At 64.5% G+C, this 15,312-nt stretch carries 16 protein-coding genes, 3 pseudogenes and 1 riboswitch; of the genes and pseudogenes, 12 read left to right on the top strand and 7 right to left on the bottom strand.

What is annotated here, in order from left to right; genetic code table 11:
• The 3 genes and pseudogenes from L1787_RS18020 to L1787_RS18010 form a co-directional block, all read left to right on the top strand.
• Window positions 1-1,266: relaxase/mobilization nuclease domain-containing protein (locus L1787_RS18020; RefSeq protein ID WP_235710511.1), on the top strand; the 1,266-nt coding region annotated here is incomplete at its 5' end.
• 11 nt (window positions 1,267-1,277) lie between these two features.
• Window positions 1,278-1,724: a hypothetical protein gene (locus L1787_RS18015; RefSeq protein ID WP_235710509.1), complete on the top strand. Its 447-nt coding sequence runs from the start codon at window positions 1,278-1,280 to the stop codon at window positions 1,722-1,724.
• A 62-nt stretch (window positions 1,725-1,786) separates the two neighbouring features.
• Window positions 1,787-2,243, top strand: a pseudogene (locus L1787_RS18010) (NADPH-dependent FMN reductase); the annotation flags it as partial.
• Here L1787_RS18010 and L1787_RS18005 read toward each other — a convergent pair.
• Window positions 2,241-3,008 carry an IS5 family transposase gene (locus tag L1787_RS18005; RefSeq protein WP_235710507.1) on the bottom strand — a complete coding sequence of 256 codons (768 nt, stop codon included), beginning with the start codon at window positions 3,006-3,008 and terminating at the stop codon, window positions 2,241-2,243. The pseudogene L1787_RS18010 and the gene L1787_RS18005 overlap by 3 nt on opposite strands.
• A gap of 859 nt (window positions 3,009-3,867) precedes the next feature.
• A riboswitch (glycine riboswitch) is annotated at window positions 3,868-3,956 on the top strand.
• A 132-nt stretch (window positions 3,957-4,088) separates the two neighbouring features.
• On the opposite strand from L1787_RS18005, the gene L1787_RS17995 reads away from it, so the two are divergent.
• Window positions 4,089-4,763 carry a L,D-transpeptidase gene (locus L1787_RS17995; RefSeq protein WP_369415111.1) on the top strand — a complete coding sequence of 225 codons (675 nt, stop codon included), beginning with the start codon at window positions 4,089-4,091 and terminating at the stop codon, window positions 4,761-4,763.
• 103 nt (window positions 4,764-4,866) lie between these two features.
• Complete coding sequence (locus L1787_RS17990) at window positions 4,867-5,499, top strand: trimeric intracellular cation channel family protein (RefSeq protein ID WP_235710505.1); 633 nt, start codon at window positions 4,867-4,869, stop codon at window positions 5,497-5,499.
• A gap of 113 nt (window positions 5,500-5,612) precedes the next feature.
• Here the strand turns inward: L1787_RS17990 and L1787_RS17985 are convergent, their stop codons facing one another.
• The gene (locus L1787_RS17985; protein WP_235710504.1) at window positions 5,613-6,785 is read right to left on the bottom strand and encodes a GGDEF domain-containing protein; all 1,173 of its coding nucleotides are present in this window, start codon (window positions 6,783-6,785) and stop codon (window positions 5,613-5,615) included.
• Window positions 6,786-6,927: 142 nt separating this feature from the next.
• A complete protein-coding gene (locus L1787_RS26240) occupies window positions 6,928-7,107 on the bottom strand; it encodes a hypothetical protein (RefSeq protein WP_439648299.1) in 180 nt (59 codons plus the stop codon).
• 189 nt (window positions 7,108-7,296) lie between these two features.
• Here L1787_RS26240 and L1787_RS17975 point away from each other — a divergent pair, with 189 nt between their 5' ends.
• The 5 genes from L1787_RS17975 (at window position 7,297) to L1787_RS26125 (ending at window position 10,621) form a co-directional block, all read left to right on the top strand.
• Window positions 7,297-7,473, top strand: a complete 177-nt coding sequence (locus L1787_RS17975; RefSeq protein WP_235710503.1) for a recombinase family protein — start codon at window positions 7,297-7,299, stop codon at window positions 7,471-7,473.
• 29 nt (window positions 7,474-7,502) lie between these two features.
• Complete coding sequence (locus L1787_RS17970) at window positions 7,503-7,655, top strand: hypothetical protein (RefSeq protein WP_235710502.1); 153 nt, start codon at window positions 7,503-7,505, stop codon at window positions 7,653-7,655.
• Window positions 7,652-7,870 carry a hypothetical protein gene (locus L1787_RS17965; protein ID WP_235710501.1) on the top strand — a complete coding sequence of 73 codons (219 nt, stop codon included), beginning with the start codon at window positions 7,652-7,654 and terminating at the stop codon, window positions 7,868-7,870. Before L1787_RS17970 ends, L1787_RS17965 begins: the two co-directional genes overlap by 4 nt.
• Window positions 7,871-8,108: 238 nt before the next feature.
• Window positions 8,109-9,809, top strand: coding sequence for a cation:proton antiporter (locus L1787_RS17960; protein WP_255720624.1), 1,701 nt, complete (start codon window positions 8,109-8,111; stop codon window positions 9,807-9,809).
• A complete protein-coding gene (locus L1787_RS26125) occupies window positions 9,806-10,621 on the top strand; it encodes a universal stress protein (protein WP_235710499.1) in 816 nt (271 codons plus the stop codon). The genes L1787_RS17960 and L1787_RS26125 overlap by 4 nt, the downstream gene beginning before the upstream one ends.
• An 87-nt stretch (window positions 10,622-10,708) precedes the next feature.
• On the opposite strand, the gene L1787_RS17950 is transcribed toward L1787_RS26125, so the two are convergent.
• Window positions 10,709-11,530: a manganese catalase family protein gene (locus L1787_RS17950; protein WP_235710497.1), complete on the bottom strand. Its 822-nt coding sequence runs from the start codon at window positions 11,528-11,530 to the stop codon at window positions 10,709-10,711.
• Between the two features lie 459 nt (window positions 11,531-11,989).
• Between L1787_RS17950 and L1787_RS17945 the strand changes: the two genes are divergently transcribed.
• Together L1787_RS17945 and L1787_RS17940 are read left to right on the top strand one after the other, a co-directional pair.
• Entirely contained in the window at window positions 11,990-13,114 is a 1,125-nt protein-coding gene (locus tag L1787_RS17945) for a sensor histidine kinase (RefSeq protein WP_235710496.1), read from the top strand.
• Window positions 13,115-13,171: 57 nt separating this feature from the next.
• Window positions 13,172-13,687 (top strand): PepSY domain-containing protein, encoded by a 516-nt coding sequence (locus L1787_RS17940; RefSeq protein ID WP_235710494.1) that lies wholly within the window; start codon window positions 13,172-13,174, stop codon window positions 13,685-13,687.
• A 307-nt stretch (window positions 13,688-13,994) separates the two neighbouring features.
• Here the strand turns inward: L1787_RS17940 and L1787_RS17935 are convergent.
• From L1787_RS17935 to tnpC, 3 genes and pseudogenes are all read right to left on the bottom strand, one after another.
• Window positions 13,995-14,252 (bottom strand): annotated as a pseudogene (locus tag L1787_RS17935) (integrase core domain-containing protein); the annotation flags it as partial.
• A gap of 49 nt (window positions 14,253-14,301) precedes the next feature.
• A pseudogene (locus tag L1787_RS26120) lies at window positions 14,302-14,400 on the bottom strand (hypothetical protein); the annotation flags it as partial.
• 106 nt (window positions 14,401-14,506) lie between these two features.
• Window positions 14,507-15,312 (bottom strand): IS66 family transposase (gene tnpC, locus L1787_RS17930; protein WP_235706442.1); only part of this gene is annotated, 806 nt, incomplete at its 5' end.

The raw sequence follows: 15,312 nt of genomic DNA, 5'->3' as shown, positions 1-15,312 counted from the left end.
GACGAGGCGGCGGCCGAGAGAGCCGGCCGCGCGTGGGCCGAGGAGATGTTCGGCTCCGGCGCCTATGGCGGCGACAGCTTCGACTACTACACGGCGTTCCATACCGACCGTGACCACCCGCATATCCATGTCGTCGTGCATCGACGCGGCCTCGACAACGGGACGTGGCTGAAGGTCTCCAAGCGCAGCGAGTTCAATTATCAGGCGATGCGAGACCTCGCCGTGACGGTAGGGCAGGGGGAAGGGATCGACCTCGAGGCGACGCCGCGGTACACCCGAGGCGTTCACGAGCGGACCGTTCCTGACGCCGAGTTCCGCCGTGCTTCAAAGGAGGGGCGCACACCGGTGGCGCCCGCTCACTCCGAGGTTTCGGCAATCCGAGCCGCGGCCGCGATCATCCATTACGCCCGGCGGTTTGCGGCCGAGGCGACGATGCTGGAGCGCGACGCGCCGGAGATGGCGGAGGCCCTGCGTCGTGTCTCTGCCACGATCGAACATGGAAAGGCCTTATCCGAGCGGCAGGACCCGCACACGAGGATCAGCCGGGAGGAGATCGCCACGATGAGCCAGAAGCTCGACCAGGCGCGCATCGAGACGCAATCACGGTTCGACCGGATGGACGAGGGGATCGCCGATCTGCCGGGCGGTGCGGAGCGCGTGCGGCTGATGCGGCAGGTGGCGAGCCTCAAGGCCGAGGCGGCGCCCTATATGCGGGACGGCCAGTATCGTGACTTCCAGCGACCTGCCGCGCCTGGGCGCTATCAGAGCCTCGCCGGCACCGATGCGCAAAGCGCGGCGCTCAAAGAGGCGGCCGATGTCGAGGTGCGCCGGATCGCCGAGAGATACGGTCTCAACGGCGAGGCGACGGTGGAGCGCTATTCGGGCGGGCCACCATCCAAGGCCCTCGCGGACCAGTATGGCGCGGCCGAGGCGCGCGAGCGCGAGCTTTCGCGAAGCCTGCGCGGCGACCGCGAGGAAACCCGCGAGCAGCGCGATCGCGCCTTGCAGCGTATGCACAGGGAGATCACCGCCGTCTATCAGACGGCACGCGAGGAAGCCCGCAGCGGGCCGGCCGTCGACGCTGGGCCCGGGATCCGTACCACGTCACCGCCCGCGCGCAGCGCGGCGGCAGAGGCGGATAAGGCCCGAACCGACAGGGACACCGAGGCGCAGCGAGCCGAGACCGACCGGCGGGAGCGCGACGAGCAGCAGAGAAAGAACGCCGCCCGCAAAGCGCGCGAGAGAGATGGAGGACGCGGGCTTTAGGGGCGGACCTCGTGGGAAAGACCGCACGCGACGTTCTCGTCCTCGCGCTGATCGGGCTCGCCGTCGGGCTCATGCTGGGGGTGCTCGCTGCCGGTGGCTACACGACCTGGCGCATCGGCGGCGACATCGCCGATGTCGGGTTCGGAACGCTCTTCGAGCACGCCCCGTGGACCGTTGGCCGGTTTGGCGAGCCCTTCCGGACGGGTCTCATCATCCTCGCCGGCGTCGCGGCCTTCTTCGTCGTGGCGGTCCCGGCCATCGGCCACAAGCCCAAACGCACGAGCCACGGCTCGGCCGAATGGGCGAAGCCGCAGGAGCTTCGCAGGGCCGGGCTCACCGCCAGGCTCGAGGATTTGCGCGGGCCGATCTACGGCAAGCTGGCGCGCCCTCGATCTCACGCTAAGCGTGGTCCGAAGAATACAGGTAGGTCAGATCTGCTGGCATTCATTCGGGGTTGACGACATGTCAGTGGGCCGGGATGCGATCCTGCCCTACCATTGGGCGCGCAAGGAGATGCACCATGGCCGAGCGCATCCTCGTCCTGTACGGCTCGTACCGCGCCGACCGGCAGGGAATTCGCCTCGCGCGGTATCTCGTCGATGCGTTGACCGAATTCGGCGCCGATGCCGAACTGATCGATGCCAAAGCGCTCGATTTGCCGATGCTCGACCGCATGTACAAGGAGGACTCCGCCGGCGAAGCGCCTCCCACGCTGGAGGAGCTTGCTGGCAAGATCCACTCCGCCGACGCTTTCGTCTTCGTCACCGGTGAACAATTGGGGTGTTCAGCCGGGACTGAAGAACCTGACCGACCATTTCCTTGAGGAATGGTTTTGGCGGCCTGCGGCGATCGCCAGCTATTCGGCCGGTCGCATCGCCGACGCACGCGCCGCGCTCGCCTGGCACGGTACGCTATCGGAAATGGGGATGGTCGTCATTTCGAGCACGCTCGCCGTGGGCGATATCGGCCACGCCCTAGGTCGTGGACTCATGGTGCCGAAGCCATAGGCGGGTGGATGCCAAGGCAACGGCGGCCATAAAGTTGCTGGCGAGCTTGTCGAAGCGCGTGGCGACGCGGCGGAAGTGCTTCAGCTTGTTGAAGTAGCGCTCGACGAGGTTGCGCAGCCGGTAAAGGTGAGGCGCGACGGTGCGGATGACGCGGACGTTGCGCTGGCTTGGAATGTGCGCGGTCGCCCCGCGCGCAGCGCACCAGTCGATAAGCGCCTTCGCGCTGTAGCCCCGATCGGCGACGATATCGGGCGCAAGAGCCAAGCCATCGAGAAGCAAAGGCGCTGTGGTCTTGTCCGAGGCCTGACCGGGCGTGATGACGAACCGGATCGGCAGCCCCTCTTCGTTGACGACGGCGTGGATCTTGGTCGTCAATCTCTCCACGAGAACGGCCAATGGCGTGATCCGGGCCCCCTTTTTTCCGCCAGCGGCGTGCTGGTGCGCTTTGACGATGGAGCTGTCGATCAGCTGGAGCGCGGCCGGCTCCTCGCGGGCCAGCGCCTCGAACACAGCAAGCCACACCCCACGCTTCGCCCACCTGTTGAAGCGGTTGTAGACCGTCGTCGACGGTCCGTACCGAGCCGGAAGATCGCGCCAGGGCGAGCCGGTGCGCAGGACCCAGAAGATACCATTCAGGACACGCCGGTCGTCCACCCGCTGCTTGCCGGGCGGTGCCGGCGGCAGCAGCGGCTCGATGATGGACCACTCCACTTCGCTCAGATCGTACCGCGCCACGACAAACTCCCACCTGACAGGGAGCTTGAATCACGCTCGATACTCGGAGGGAATCCCTCACCATGAGTTCAGGACGCCGATGGGCAGCCTATCGGCGACGGCGGAGCTGCTCTGGCACAGGCCTTTCCGCGCTTCGCCGCCGATCTTGCGTGGTGGGCTGACGCGGCCCGGACGCAGCGCCAGACAAAGGGCACACCGTACTGAACCGGCGCAACGCTGAGGGACCGTCCCACATCGAACGACGTTCACCATGAAAATCCTGGTGGCCCAACCGTGTTCGCCGCGGCAGGTCCGATGAAGGCATTGTCCGTCGGCTTGCCCGGACGCGAGAAGTCGAGGACGGCGCTGTTGGCGTAGACTCACAGGTCAAAGTCGCGCTCCATTCCAACATCGCCACGACGTCCTTGGACCGGTAGTTGAACCTTCGGAATTGATCAAGTGAATCTGGCGCGTCGCGTGGAGCGCCTGCGGCGCTCTTCCGCCGGAAACGAGCCTCTCCTCATCGCTGTCGCACCCGGTGGAGCGAGCCTGGCAAGGCGGGCACGGCCGCCAGCGCGCAGAGCGATGGATGTTCGTGCCGCGATGGATAACGATACCGCGTTGCCGTGTGTGAAACCGACCGGCGCCAAGGTGTCCGGATCGGTAACAGGGGAGATCGGTCCGACCGAACGGCGCGGACGCCACCTTTCCTTCCGCCGCCTGCGCGACTGCCCCGAGGCCGGTAGGGTCGCAGGGGCACGGGGCCCGCCCTTGGCGGCTCACCGCCCTGAGAACTGTGGCCATTATAGCACACTGCCTTCCGACGGCCGGAAGGTGTGACGAGCGGGGTTCCGGACCCGGCCAGGACCCGCTACGGAGGGCGCGACGAGCGGGAGAGTGTCGGCGTTGCCGGCCGCCGAAGGAGCAACCGCCCCGGAAACTCTCAGGCCACCGGACCGCTCGTCGAACAACACTCTGGAAAGAGGAGCGCAGGCTCCCGCCGACGGTGTAAGCAGGTCTGCGACTGCAGACTGCGAAACTCTCAGGCCGATGACAGAGGGGGCACGCATGTGAGCCATGCGTCACCTCTGGAAGGCTGTAGTGGAACGAACCTCTGAATCCCTGAGTCGCCGACTGTTTCTGGCCGGCCTTATCGCCGTGCCGGCCGCCGGCTGCGCGATGCGCGCACCCCTCTCGCCTGAGGCATCGTCGCCGGTTCCCACACCCGTCACGCAACGGGCGCTCGCCATGTATCGCGCAATGCCGGAGGAGGAGTTTCCGGTGCCGGCGGTCGATCTCGGCCAGCTCGATCCCAGCTACTACCGGGCGGTGGTGGACTATGCGACGAGCGAGCCCGAGGGGACCGTCATCGTGGAAATCTCCGCCTGCTACCTGTATCATGTGGGCGAGAACGGCACGGCCACGCGCTACGGGGTCGGCATCGGCCGCGCGGGCTTTTCCTGGTCTGGGCGCGCCCATATTGCCTACAAGCGCGAATGGCCTATCTGGACCCCGCCAGCGGCGATGATCGAACGTGAGCCCGAACTCGAGAAATGGCGCCACGGGCAGCCCCCGGGGATCGACAACGCCCTCGGCGCGAGAGCGCTCTACATTCATCAGGGAAACACGGACACCCTCTACCGGATCCACGGGACTGGACAGGCCTGGACCATCGGCAAGGCCGTTTCTTCTGGTTGCGTGCGCCTGCTGAACCAAGACGTCATTCATCTGCACGAGCGGGTTCGGCCCGGCGCTGCTATCGTCGTTCGAGCGTGAAGCGAGGCGAGGCGGCGGTGATGGGGAGCGTCGACACCCTCCGGGGCGGATCGAACTGGGCCGGTGCGTCGGTTATCGACCAGCCCTGTCGTAGAGCCGCGCGGTGAACACGTTCGACACGTTCGCCCAGGCGCTCGACTGGTTCGGAATCGTCGTCTTCGCCGTCTCGGGCAGCCTGGTCGCTTCGCGAAAGCAGATGGATGTCGTCGGGTTCATCCTGCTGGGCACGGTGACCGGCGTTGGCGGCGGCAGTCTGCGCGATGTCCTCCTGGGGCAGCTTCCGGTGTTCTGGATCCGAGAGCCGGTCTATCTGCTGGTCTGCACAGCGGTCTCGCTGGCCGCCTTCTTCGCCGCGCAGATCCCCGCCTCGCGGTACACCGTTCTGCTCTGGTGCGACGCGATCGGAATGGCGCTGTTTTCCGTCTCGGGCGCGGAGATCGCCTTGCTGGCGGGTGCCGCGTCGCCCGTTGCCGTGGCGATGGGGGTCGTGACCGCGACGTTCGGCGGGATCATCCGCGACATACTCGGCGGTGAGAGCCCGGTGGTGTTGCGGCGAGAGGTCTATGTGACGGCGGCGCTGACGGGGGCGGCCCTTTTTGTGGCGTTGACAAAGCTGGGCCTCGGACGCGAGGGCGCGCTGACGATCGGCTTCCTCGCAGCCGCGGCCATCCGCTTCGCCGCGATCCGGTGGGCGTGGTCCCTGCCGCGCTATCGCCCGCGCCCACCCTCGAAATAGCGGCCATAGCCGATGTGCTCCATAGCGCGTGGCGCCGACGCTCTCGCGAATACGTCGTTGGCGATCCCCATCCAGCTTGGACTTCACCCGTCGCCGCGGTGAGGGTTCACGACCTAGATCACCAGACGCATCCTTTGCTCTCTGGACGCGATCTCGATCCGGTTCCTGCCGTTCAGCTTCGCCCGATACAGCGCAGCATCGGCCTCCTCAAGCGCGTCGGAGATCGATGCTTCAGCCCCGACGATCAATGTTAGGCCAGTGCTGAATGTCGCTCCGACGTCGTGTCCATCGACGCGGCTCGCCGCCGCCGCGAACGAGGAGCGGAGACGCTCCGCAATCTCACACCCCTGCCTTGCGTTCGCCTCGGGAAGGAGAACGGCGAACTCTTCTCCGCCAAATCTGGCGACAATGTCGTCCGGCCTCAGGTGCTCCTTTGCAACGGCTGCAAAGACCATCAGAACCTTGTCGCCTACCGCATGGCCGAACGTATCGTTCACGCCCTTGAAGCGGTCGAGGTCGATGGCAAGAACGCTCAAGGGCGCGCTGGTTCGCTGGCGGCGGGCCAACATCCGTTCGCTCGCGGCAAGGAACGCACGCCTGTTGGGCAGGCCCGTGAGCGGATCCGTGAGCGAAGCGACCTGATGGCCCGATTCGCTCCGCTCCTTCAGCAAGGTCACGACGAACAGCGTCGTGCCGATGAAGTAGATCATGGATTCGACGTGGACCGCCCCGTACCAGTTGGAAAAAGATGCGATCCCCGAGGGGATCGCGTCCTGAAGAATTGCCTCGGCAAGTCCGACGGCATTCATGACGGCATGCAGCATCAACAGGGCGGCCAGCGGCACCCGAGCCCGTAGGCCATCCCGCTTCAGTCGAAGCATCGTGGCGGCTGCCGCGAACGTGGCGGTCACGATCGAAAGCTGCAGAATGCGGGCGTGGCCACGGTCCGGATCCAGGTGGCTCACGACAAAGCTGAGAACGACGGCCGCGATGGCTGCGCCCCAGAGGCCAAGCGAGATCCGCCGACCGTCAAAGGCAAGAACTCCAAAAAGTACGAGGAGCGCCGCCAGCACGAAAGCTGGTTGGGCGAGCGCGACAGGTACAGCTGCATGAAGCTCCGCTAAAGCGAGAAGTGCAATCGCGCCTCCGCCGAGGATGTGGGAGGCTCCGAAGCTGACAGCGATGCGGCTATCATCGTACTGCGTCCAAGCGGCAATCAGGAGAAAGCCGCAGATGAGCGCCACCAAAGCTCCCCCCACCGTCAGCGTGGCATAATCCAGTATCATAGAGCGAGCCCCCCGCGCCGCCTCGACGGAGTCTCCTCCGCGCCCGTCAACTACCGCCAAATTCATTCGATGACGTCACACCCAGCCTAACATGCAGTTGCCTTGGCTGTGCGTGAACCGCTCAGCCCGTGGGTCTCGTCCCTCAATGAGGTGGAGAATCGGGGTGTAGCGAAGGTGGCCATGTGGCATTGGCGGTGGAGATGAGTGAGGGAGCGTCGGCCGGCAGCGCATCGAGCTTGGGCATCGCCTCGATCTGCATATAGCTTTGCTGGAGCTGCCAATCGTCTCTGGCCTCGAGGAGCACGGCGCCGATGAGGCGCACGATGCTCTCCTCGTGGGAAGGCGACGTAGGCGAGGATCTCGTGCTCGACCTCGTCCATCAGCGCCCTGAGTTTTGGCCAGCGGGTGCGGAGCTGGTCGGCGACATGGCGCCAGATCTCGCCGGCGCCGCTGTAATCGGGCTGCAGGAAAAAGGGCGATGCACTTGTTGTCTGGAAGCTTGGCGCGCTCCATGAAACGGCTCCCCGAAGGCCTCGAGACCGAAGGCATCAGCTTTCGTTCCATGGCCGAAGCGATCGACACCACGATCTCTGACGGCAGGCTGATCTTCCATATCTTCAGTGCGCTCGCCGAGTTCGAGCCTTGCGTTATCCGCGAGCGGACCCGCGCCGGGACGCTGCTAAGGTGAGGGGTCGCAAGAGCGGTCGGCCGCGGGCAATGAGCGATGACGATCTCAAAATGGCGCGTGCGCTGCTTTCCGCCGACACCATCATCGTGGGCAACGTCGCCAAGCGCATGGTGTCTTCACCGGAGATCTATCGTTACTTCCCTGCTGCCCGGTCGACGATCACTCGCGAGGAGGCCCAGTGACGGTCCAACTCGATCTCTTCCCTACGGATCTTCATCTGCGCCAACAAGTCGCTTCTACGCGCTGTTCCTTCAGCGCACCCGTCTTCGACGCATGGGCCGAATCGGTTCGTGGCGGCCGGCTTCGGCATGACTTGTACCCGTCGGCCGGCAACGCTCTCGATGCGTTGCGCGAGCTCGCGCGCCGCAAGCTGCAACGCGGATACGAAACGGTCTGACGCAGGAGCCCGCGCTTACCTGCCCGTCCCCGGCTCGCTTCACTTGCCACGTTCGTGCGAACCGAGCGAAGTTGCGTCGTTCGGCCGGCTAGGCGAATGATAAGGTGGGCTTAATGCGGGGCCCCGCGGGTGGCGATAATGCACTTGCATCGTTATAGCATTGAAATTTCGGATCGTTCCCTCGATGACTTAGGGGACGGCTGCGCTTTTCGACTCTTTGACCGCAGATCGGGTCGCCATGAGTGAAATTGTATTCTATGAAATGGCGGGCCTACTCCTCATTGCTTCCGCAGTCGGCTTCCTAGGCGCACTTCTTCGCCAACCCGTGATTGTCAGCTTTATCGCAGTCGGCATCCTCGCCGCGTCGCTTTTTGAGCGGAACGAGGAGACCGTTGCGCAAATCGACTTCTTGGCCGAACTCGGCATTGCGCTCCTCCTCTTCCTCGTCGGCCTCAAGCTCGACTGGCGGCTCATCCGAACGCTCGGGGGCGTCTCGCTCGCAACCGGCCTCGGCCAGGTGATCTTCACCGCAGCAATCGGTTTTCTCATCGGCATCGCGCTAGGCCTCGACACAGTAACGAGCCTTTACGTGGCCGTCGCGCTCACCTTCTCCTCGACCATCATCGTCGTGAAGCTCCTGTCCGACAAACGCGAGCTCGAGACGCTCCACGGTCGCATCGCGCTCGGCTTCCTCATCGTCCAGGACATCGTCGTTGTCATCGCCATGGTGGTCCTCTCGACGCTCGGCATCGGCGCAGAGGGCGCCGGGCTCGGCGATGTCGTGCGTGTGGTCGCCGGCATGGTAGGCGCGCTACTCACCCTCGTCGTTTTCGTTCGCTTCGCCGCTGAACCGCTGATGGAGCGCTTCGCACGCACGCCCGAACTCATCGTCATCTTCGCTATGGGATGGGCTGCGGCGGCCGCCGCCACCGGCGACTTCGTCGGCTTCGGCAAGGAGCTCGGCGGCCTTGTCGCCGGCGTCTCCCTCGGCTCCACCTCCTACCGCGACATGCTGTCGGCCCGCCTCGCGCCTATGCGGGACTTCCTCCTCCTCTTTTTCTTCCTCTCCATCGGTTCGATGCTCGACCTCTCCACGCTCAGTGGCGATATCGGGCGAGCGGCCGCCTTCTCGATCTTCGTCCTCGTCGGCAATCCTCTCATTGTCCTCGCCATCATGGCCGCCATGGGCTACCGCGCCCGCACCGGGTTCCTCGCCGGCCTCACGGTCGCGCAGATCTCGGAGTTTTCCCTCATCTTCATGGCGATGGGCCTCTCGCTCGGCCATGTGGACGAGGCGGCCGTCGGCCTCGTCACCCTCGTCGGTGTCGTCACCATCGCGCTCTCCGTTTACATGATCACCTACTCGCACCAGCTCGCAGAGATCCTCGGTGAGGCGCTGCGTCGGGTCGACGGCATTAGGCGGGGCGCCTTCAGCGAGCACGGCAGCGAGGAGGGGCCTGTCTACGATGTCATCCTCTTCGGGCTCGGTCGCTTCGGGCTCCAGCTTTATCGCCGGCTCGAAGACGAAGGCTACCGCGTCCTCGCCGTCGATCTCGACCCTCGGATCGTTCGCGGATGGAGCGGCAGAGGGATTCGCGTCCGCTACGGCGACGTCACCGATCACGAATTCCTAAGCGAGTTGCCGATGGTCTCGGCACGATGGGTCGTCCTCTCGGTGCCGACGACCGCAATGCGCCTCACAGAGGCCGATCCCGTCGGCAGCCTCCTTTCCGCTCTGCGCGAGAACAAATTCCAGGGACGGATGGCGCTGACGAGCCGCGGCGACCCGGGCGCCGACCATCCAGGCCTCGCTAGCGTCGATCTCGTTTTCCATCCTTTCAAGGACGCGGCCATAGCGGCGGTCGCCGCGATGACGGCCGCCGACGAGGAGCGCCGGGGAGGCGAACCGTCCCGGACAACAGCGGAGACTGACGCGTGACCATAATCGTGGCGACCGACCTCTCGACCCGCTCCGCGCTCGCGCTGGAACGCGCCCGCCAGATCACCAGCGTTGAGGACATCACCCTCGTCCACGTCGTCGATGCGGACGTCAGTCCTCACATGCTCGAGGCCGCCAAAGCCGCAGCCGAGACCGAGCTGCGCGACGTGGCACGAGCCGCCAGCGGCAACGTAGCCTACGAGGTCGCAGAGGGTGACGTGTTCGCTACCCTCCCGGCAGTCGCGACTGCGCGCGACGCATCGCTGATCGTGGCGGGCGATCATCGTCACTCGGCCGTGCGGGACCTTTTTCTCGACACCACCATCGAACGCCTCGCCCGTTGCACGAAGACGCCGCTACTGGTTGTGCGCCGGCCGGTCGAGAAGCACTACTGCACCATCGTCGCGGGCGTCGAGCCCGAAACGGCGGCGATGGTGGTGGACGCGGTCGAGCAGAGGGACGCGTTCAGAGACGCTGCGCTGCTACTCGTCAACGCCTTCGATCCTGTCGCGAAGGGGTTCATGGCGTACGCTGGCATTTCCCCGCGTGAGATCGAAGTGTATCGTGCTGAGGTGGCCACAGAGGCTCGGCGGGCGATAGAGACTGCGTTAGGCGCTGCAGCCCCTCGCCACGTGGTTGCCGTCAGGGAGGGGCATCCCATCCCGGTCCTCGAGACTGTACTTGAGGAGTCGGGAGCGGACCTAATCGGCCTCTCGGCGCGGACGCGGAGCGCCGTCAGCCGAGCGCTTCTCGGCAGCGTCTGCGCCCACTTCCTCCGGCGTGGCCGGACGGATGTCCTGATCATTCCCTAGCACAGCGTCGGTGGATCGCCCAGCCTTATCAACCTTAAGGTTAGTTGCGTCGCGAACACCACCTATGTCCTGGGGGCCGCCCGGACGCTACATCTGTTCGGACTGCGCGGCGGAGTCGGGTCGCGCCTTCCCGAGGCTCGGTTCCTGACCCATCGGCTCGCCCTTGCGCACTGAGAACTTACTCCTCCCGTCGAGCGATTTGCCGGACGTCCACCGCCCTTCGGGAGCATCCTTATCCAGCGAGGTGGTGCAGAAGTAGTACGAGTGCTCCATCGCCTCGTGCTCCTGCGGCGTCGAATTCGGAATCGGCAGCACGGCCTTGTAGCCGCCGAGTTCCTCTATCACGGCGAGCCACTGCTGCTGATGCATTGTATCGCGGGCGATCAGGAAGGACAGCATGTCCTTCATGCCCGCGTCGTCGGTGAGATTGTAGAGCCGCGAGGCAAGAACGCGTCCGCCAGCTTCGGCCGTTGCGTTGGCGAGCATGTCGGCGCCGATGTTGCCGGTGGCATAGACGTGGCTCATGTCGAACGGCGTGCCGACGGAGTTCACCGGCATCGCCGAAAGGCCGGATGACAAGATGTGCCGTGGGTTTTGTCCGCCGAGGATCGCGGCTACGACCGGGTCCTTCGCCGCGTCCTCCTGCATGGACGCGGGCGCGCCCTCGAGGTTCAACGCCACGGCGTGGCCCAGGAACTCGATGTGGGACAGCTCTTCGGTCGCAGTCTGCATGAGCATGTCGCGATACTTCACCGGGCCCCGAGCCCCCATGGCCTGGAACAGGTACTGCATCGCCACCCGGATCTCTCCTTCGACGCCGCCGATGGCCTGTTGCAGGTACTTCGCGAAAACCGGGTTCGGATTGTCGACGCGAACCTCGTATTGCAACCTGGAGTCATGGAAAAACATGGCGTCGCCCTTTTCTCGGTTTAGCCTTCGTCGTCGGTTACGTGGGCATTTGACGAGTATAGTGACGAACGAGCTCGGCAGCGTCCGGTTCCGGTTCAGCACCCACGCCACCATCGGTTAAGGTGGATCTGAGCGTAGTGGTTCGCCTCGGAAGCTACGAATTTCCTCTGCAGCTCAGCAAACAAGCTGTCCTTCCATCGCGGCATCCTCCGCGTCGGGCGGAAAGCCGGGAGACTATGCGCCGCTGGCCTTGTCCGGCGTAGTGCCAATGTCCTTGCGGATGGCGGCGGCGGTCGTGATCGGGCAACCATCTAGACCTTGCCCGGGTGCTACGCCATGCGATCGTGATATATCCTCTCGGCTCAAGCTGTAATTTTTTGAGAGATGACAGGGGCGTCATTTTCGCTTTGATTAAGAAAATTACCGCCGTGCGGAACGGCGTTCGTCGATGGAATAAGTATGACCCGTCGTTTGGTGGAGCTGAGCAGTAAGACGTCTCCTCAGACTAATGTCTCGACGGGGGCGTCGCAGGCCGATCTCAATCGGGCCTATCAGCAGCTGGCGGCGATCGTCGAAGGCTCCGACGACGCCATCCTCACCAAGGATCTGAATGGGGTCATCACCAGCTGGAACCGGGGTGCCGAGCGGATTTTTGGTTATTCAGCGGAAGAGGTGATCGGGCAGCCAGTGACGCTTCTCATTCCGCCGGAACGCCATAATGAGGAGCCAGAGATTCTTGACCGCATTCGTCGTGGAGATCGGATCGATCATTATGAGACAATCAGGCGGCGCAAGGACGGTCAAGAGATCCATATCTCACTCTCCGTTTCCCCGCTGCGCAACGACAACGACGCTATCGTGGGGGCATCAAAGATCGCCCGTGACATCACCGAGCAGCATCGCGCCCACGAACAGCAGCAGCTTCTGTTGGAAGAGATGCTGCATCGGATCAAGAACGTCTTTGCGCTAGCCGACGCCATGATTCGGCTCAGCCTACCCGAGGCGCGGACCCCAGAGGAACTGGCTCGATCCGTTCAGGCCCGGTTGAATGGTTTGGCCACCGCCCATGCTCTGACTGTTCTGAAAACGGCGGACGACGGTGAAGCGATGCTATCCGCACCGGATCTGCACGCATTGCTTGCCACGTTGGTTAGCCCGAGCCTCGGCAACCAGTCCAGCCGTCTGGATATCGGCGGCGACAATCCGCAGCTTTTGCCCGCTGCCGTCACCCCGTTGGCCCTGGTGTTCAACGAGCTTGCGACCAATGCCACCAAATACGGTGCATTGGGTAATCCAGCGGGTCAACTTTCGATCCGGTGCGATCGCCATAACGATCGCTTCAGACTTAAGTGGATCGAGCACGCATCCGGCCTGAGTCAATCGCAGCAGCCTGTGGCCGGCGGCTTTGGCGCACGTCTGCTGGATATGACCGTACGCATGCAGTTGGATGGCAACATCCGGTATGAGTGGGAGCATGATACCCTGCAGATTATTCTCGAGCTGAACCCGTTGCACTTCGAGGCGATCGGCGGCGGTTCTGACGAGAAGGGCACCGTTGCTGCACCGCCTACCCAGCCGTGTTGAAACCAAAGATCTCATTTGGCGGTTGTTTTCATGAGCAATTCCGAAGGGGGAAGGCGAATGGCCGTGTTCCGCAATACTCTAATCGCAGCAGCGATCCTCGTCAGTCCTGTTGCGCTCGCTCAGACTGCGACGACGAGCACAGACATCCGTATCAGTATCGCTGCAGCATTGGACGCCGCCAAAGCCCAGGTTGATGGCGGCATTCTTGAAGCCGAGCTGGAGAGCGAGGGGGGTACGCTCGTCTGGGAGATCGATGTCGTCGTTGGCGAGATGATCCAGGAGGTGAAGGTCGACGCTATGAGCGGAGAGGTTCTTTCCGCCAATGAAAAGACCATAGAAGGCACCTGGCGGGGCTGGTTCGACGAAAATCGGCTTGCTGCCGCTCAGCAGATCAGTGCCAGTTTAAGCGCGAACATTACGAAGGCCGAGACCGAGGCTGGGGGGCAGATCGTAGAGCTTTCGCTCGAAGAAGAGGATGGGCGTCTGCTGTATGAAATCGAAATCGATACCGCGTCAGGCGATCGGGAAATGCTGCTCGATCCTAAAAATGGCAAACTGATCCGCGACGATTAAGCAGTCGCTGGCCAGCGCCGCGGCGGCCTTCTGAAGGTGATCCGGCACGGCCAGGGCGGCCCTCAGGATGAGATGCGCGGTACCGCGGTACGACGATGGCCGCAGGTAGATCACAGGGGCCGATGCCTGCCGCTTTGGCCGACGCGGCAGCTGTTGAGCGGGTAATTCTCAGCTCGATCCCTTCGTCGTAAGCGTCCGGCGTAGTCGACCTTGACGGGCGGTAATCCGTCAGCGGGCTGAGGCGGCGAAGTGCCAAGGCATCAGCGCGTCGAGATCGGTGATGACGTTGCCCTCGAAGTGTCCCCGCTCATAGCTGGACTCTGTTCGTGTTGTAGTCCCGTCGGGACCGGGTTGCAAACTCGTTCGGGGTGAGGCCGCCCAGGCTGGTGTGCGGGCGGTCGTGATTGTAGTCGACCCGCCATTCCTCGATGAGGCGGCGAGCAGCCGGCAGGCTGCGGAAGAGGTGCTCGTTCAGGCACTTGTCTCGGAACCGGCCATTGAGGCTCTCGACGAACCCGTTCTGCGTCGGCTTGCCGGGGGCAATGTAATGCCACTCGACGCGGCGAGGATTTGCCGGACACCTGCCGGAGCGCTGTCGTCCGGAACGCCACGAGCGCATCGAAGCGCGGCTTCATCTCGGTTTGCCGGATGTTGGCTCGCGCGTCGGGCGGCTTGCCTCCGATCCTCTCTTCCACCGCGTAGAGCTCCGCGATGCCCCGCAGTGTTTCTTCGGCGACCGACGAACCTTGCGGGGTGGCGATGTCGACGAACTGTAAGCATTCGGTGAGGGCCGCGGGTACTGTGGATCGCGGCTATGGCTCAGGTGGTTTCGGCGGAGGACGCCGGCCCCTTCCAGTTCCATGGCAGCAGCTCGTGGAGACGCCCCTGCGGCATCGCGGCGATCCGGATGAGTACATCGGCGAGCCAGGCCTGCGGATCGACGTCGTTGAGCTTCGCTGTGGCGATCAGCGTTGCCATGGCGGCAGCGCGGTCGGCGCCGCGCTCGGAGCCGGCGAAGAGCCACGCCTTGCGGCCGAGGGCAAATCCCCGGAGCGCCCGCTCGGCCGCGTTGTTCGTGATGCAGATCCTGCCGTCCTCGAGGAAGCCGGCGAAGCGGTCCCAGCGCTTCAGCATGTAATCCATCGGTTTGGCGACGGCGGCCGATCGCGACAGGCGGGCGCGTTCCTCGCGTAACCACGCCTGGAGGTCTGATACGAGCGGCGCGCTCACCTCCTGTCGCACCCGCAGTCGCTCCGCCGCGTCGAGGCCGTTGATGGTGCGCTCGATGTCGAACAGCGCGTCGATGCGCCGGACGGCCTGCAGCGCGACCGGCGAGATGACCGGCGCTCGGCCGTCGCGCCGGACCCGCGCGGCGATGTCGGCGAGTTCGAAGAACGGACGCCGCGCGTGCGCCCAGCACAGCGCCGGCGTGACCGCGCCCTCGGCGCGCGACGGATCGTAGAGCGTGTTGTACCCGCTGTAGGCGTCGGCCTGGAGAATGCCGGCGAAGCCGCGCAGATGGCGCTCGGGGTGCTCCTGCCGCCGATCGCGCGAAGCATAGTAGAGCGCGGCTGGAGGCGCCCTCCCGCCGAACGGCCGGTCGTCGCGGACGTAAGCCCAGATGT

The organism is Acuticoccus kalidii, from assembly GCF_021556395.1.
Taxonomy (GTDB): Bacteria; Pseudomonadota; Alphaproteobacteria; order Rhizobiales; family Amorphaceae; genus Acuticoccus; species Acuticoccus kalidii.
Note: the sequence above shows the minus strand (reverse complement) of the source record. Positions and strands in the feature narration are given on the sequence as shown.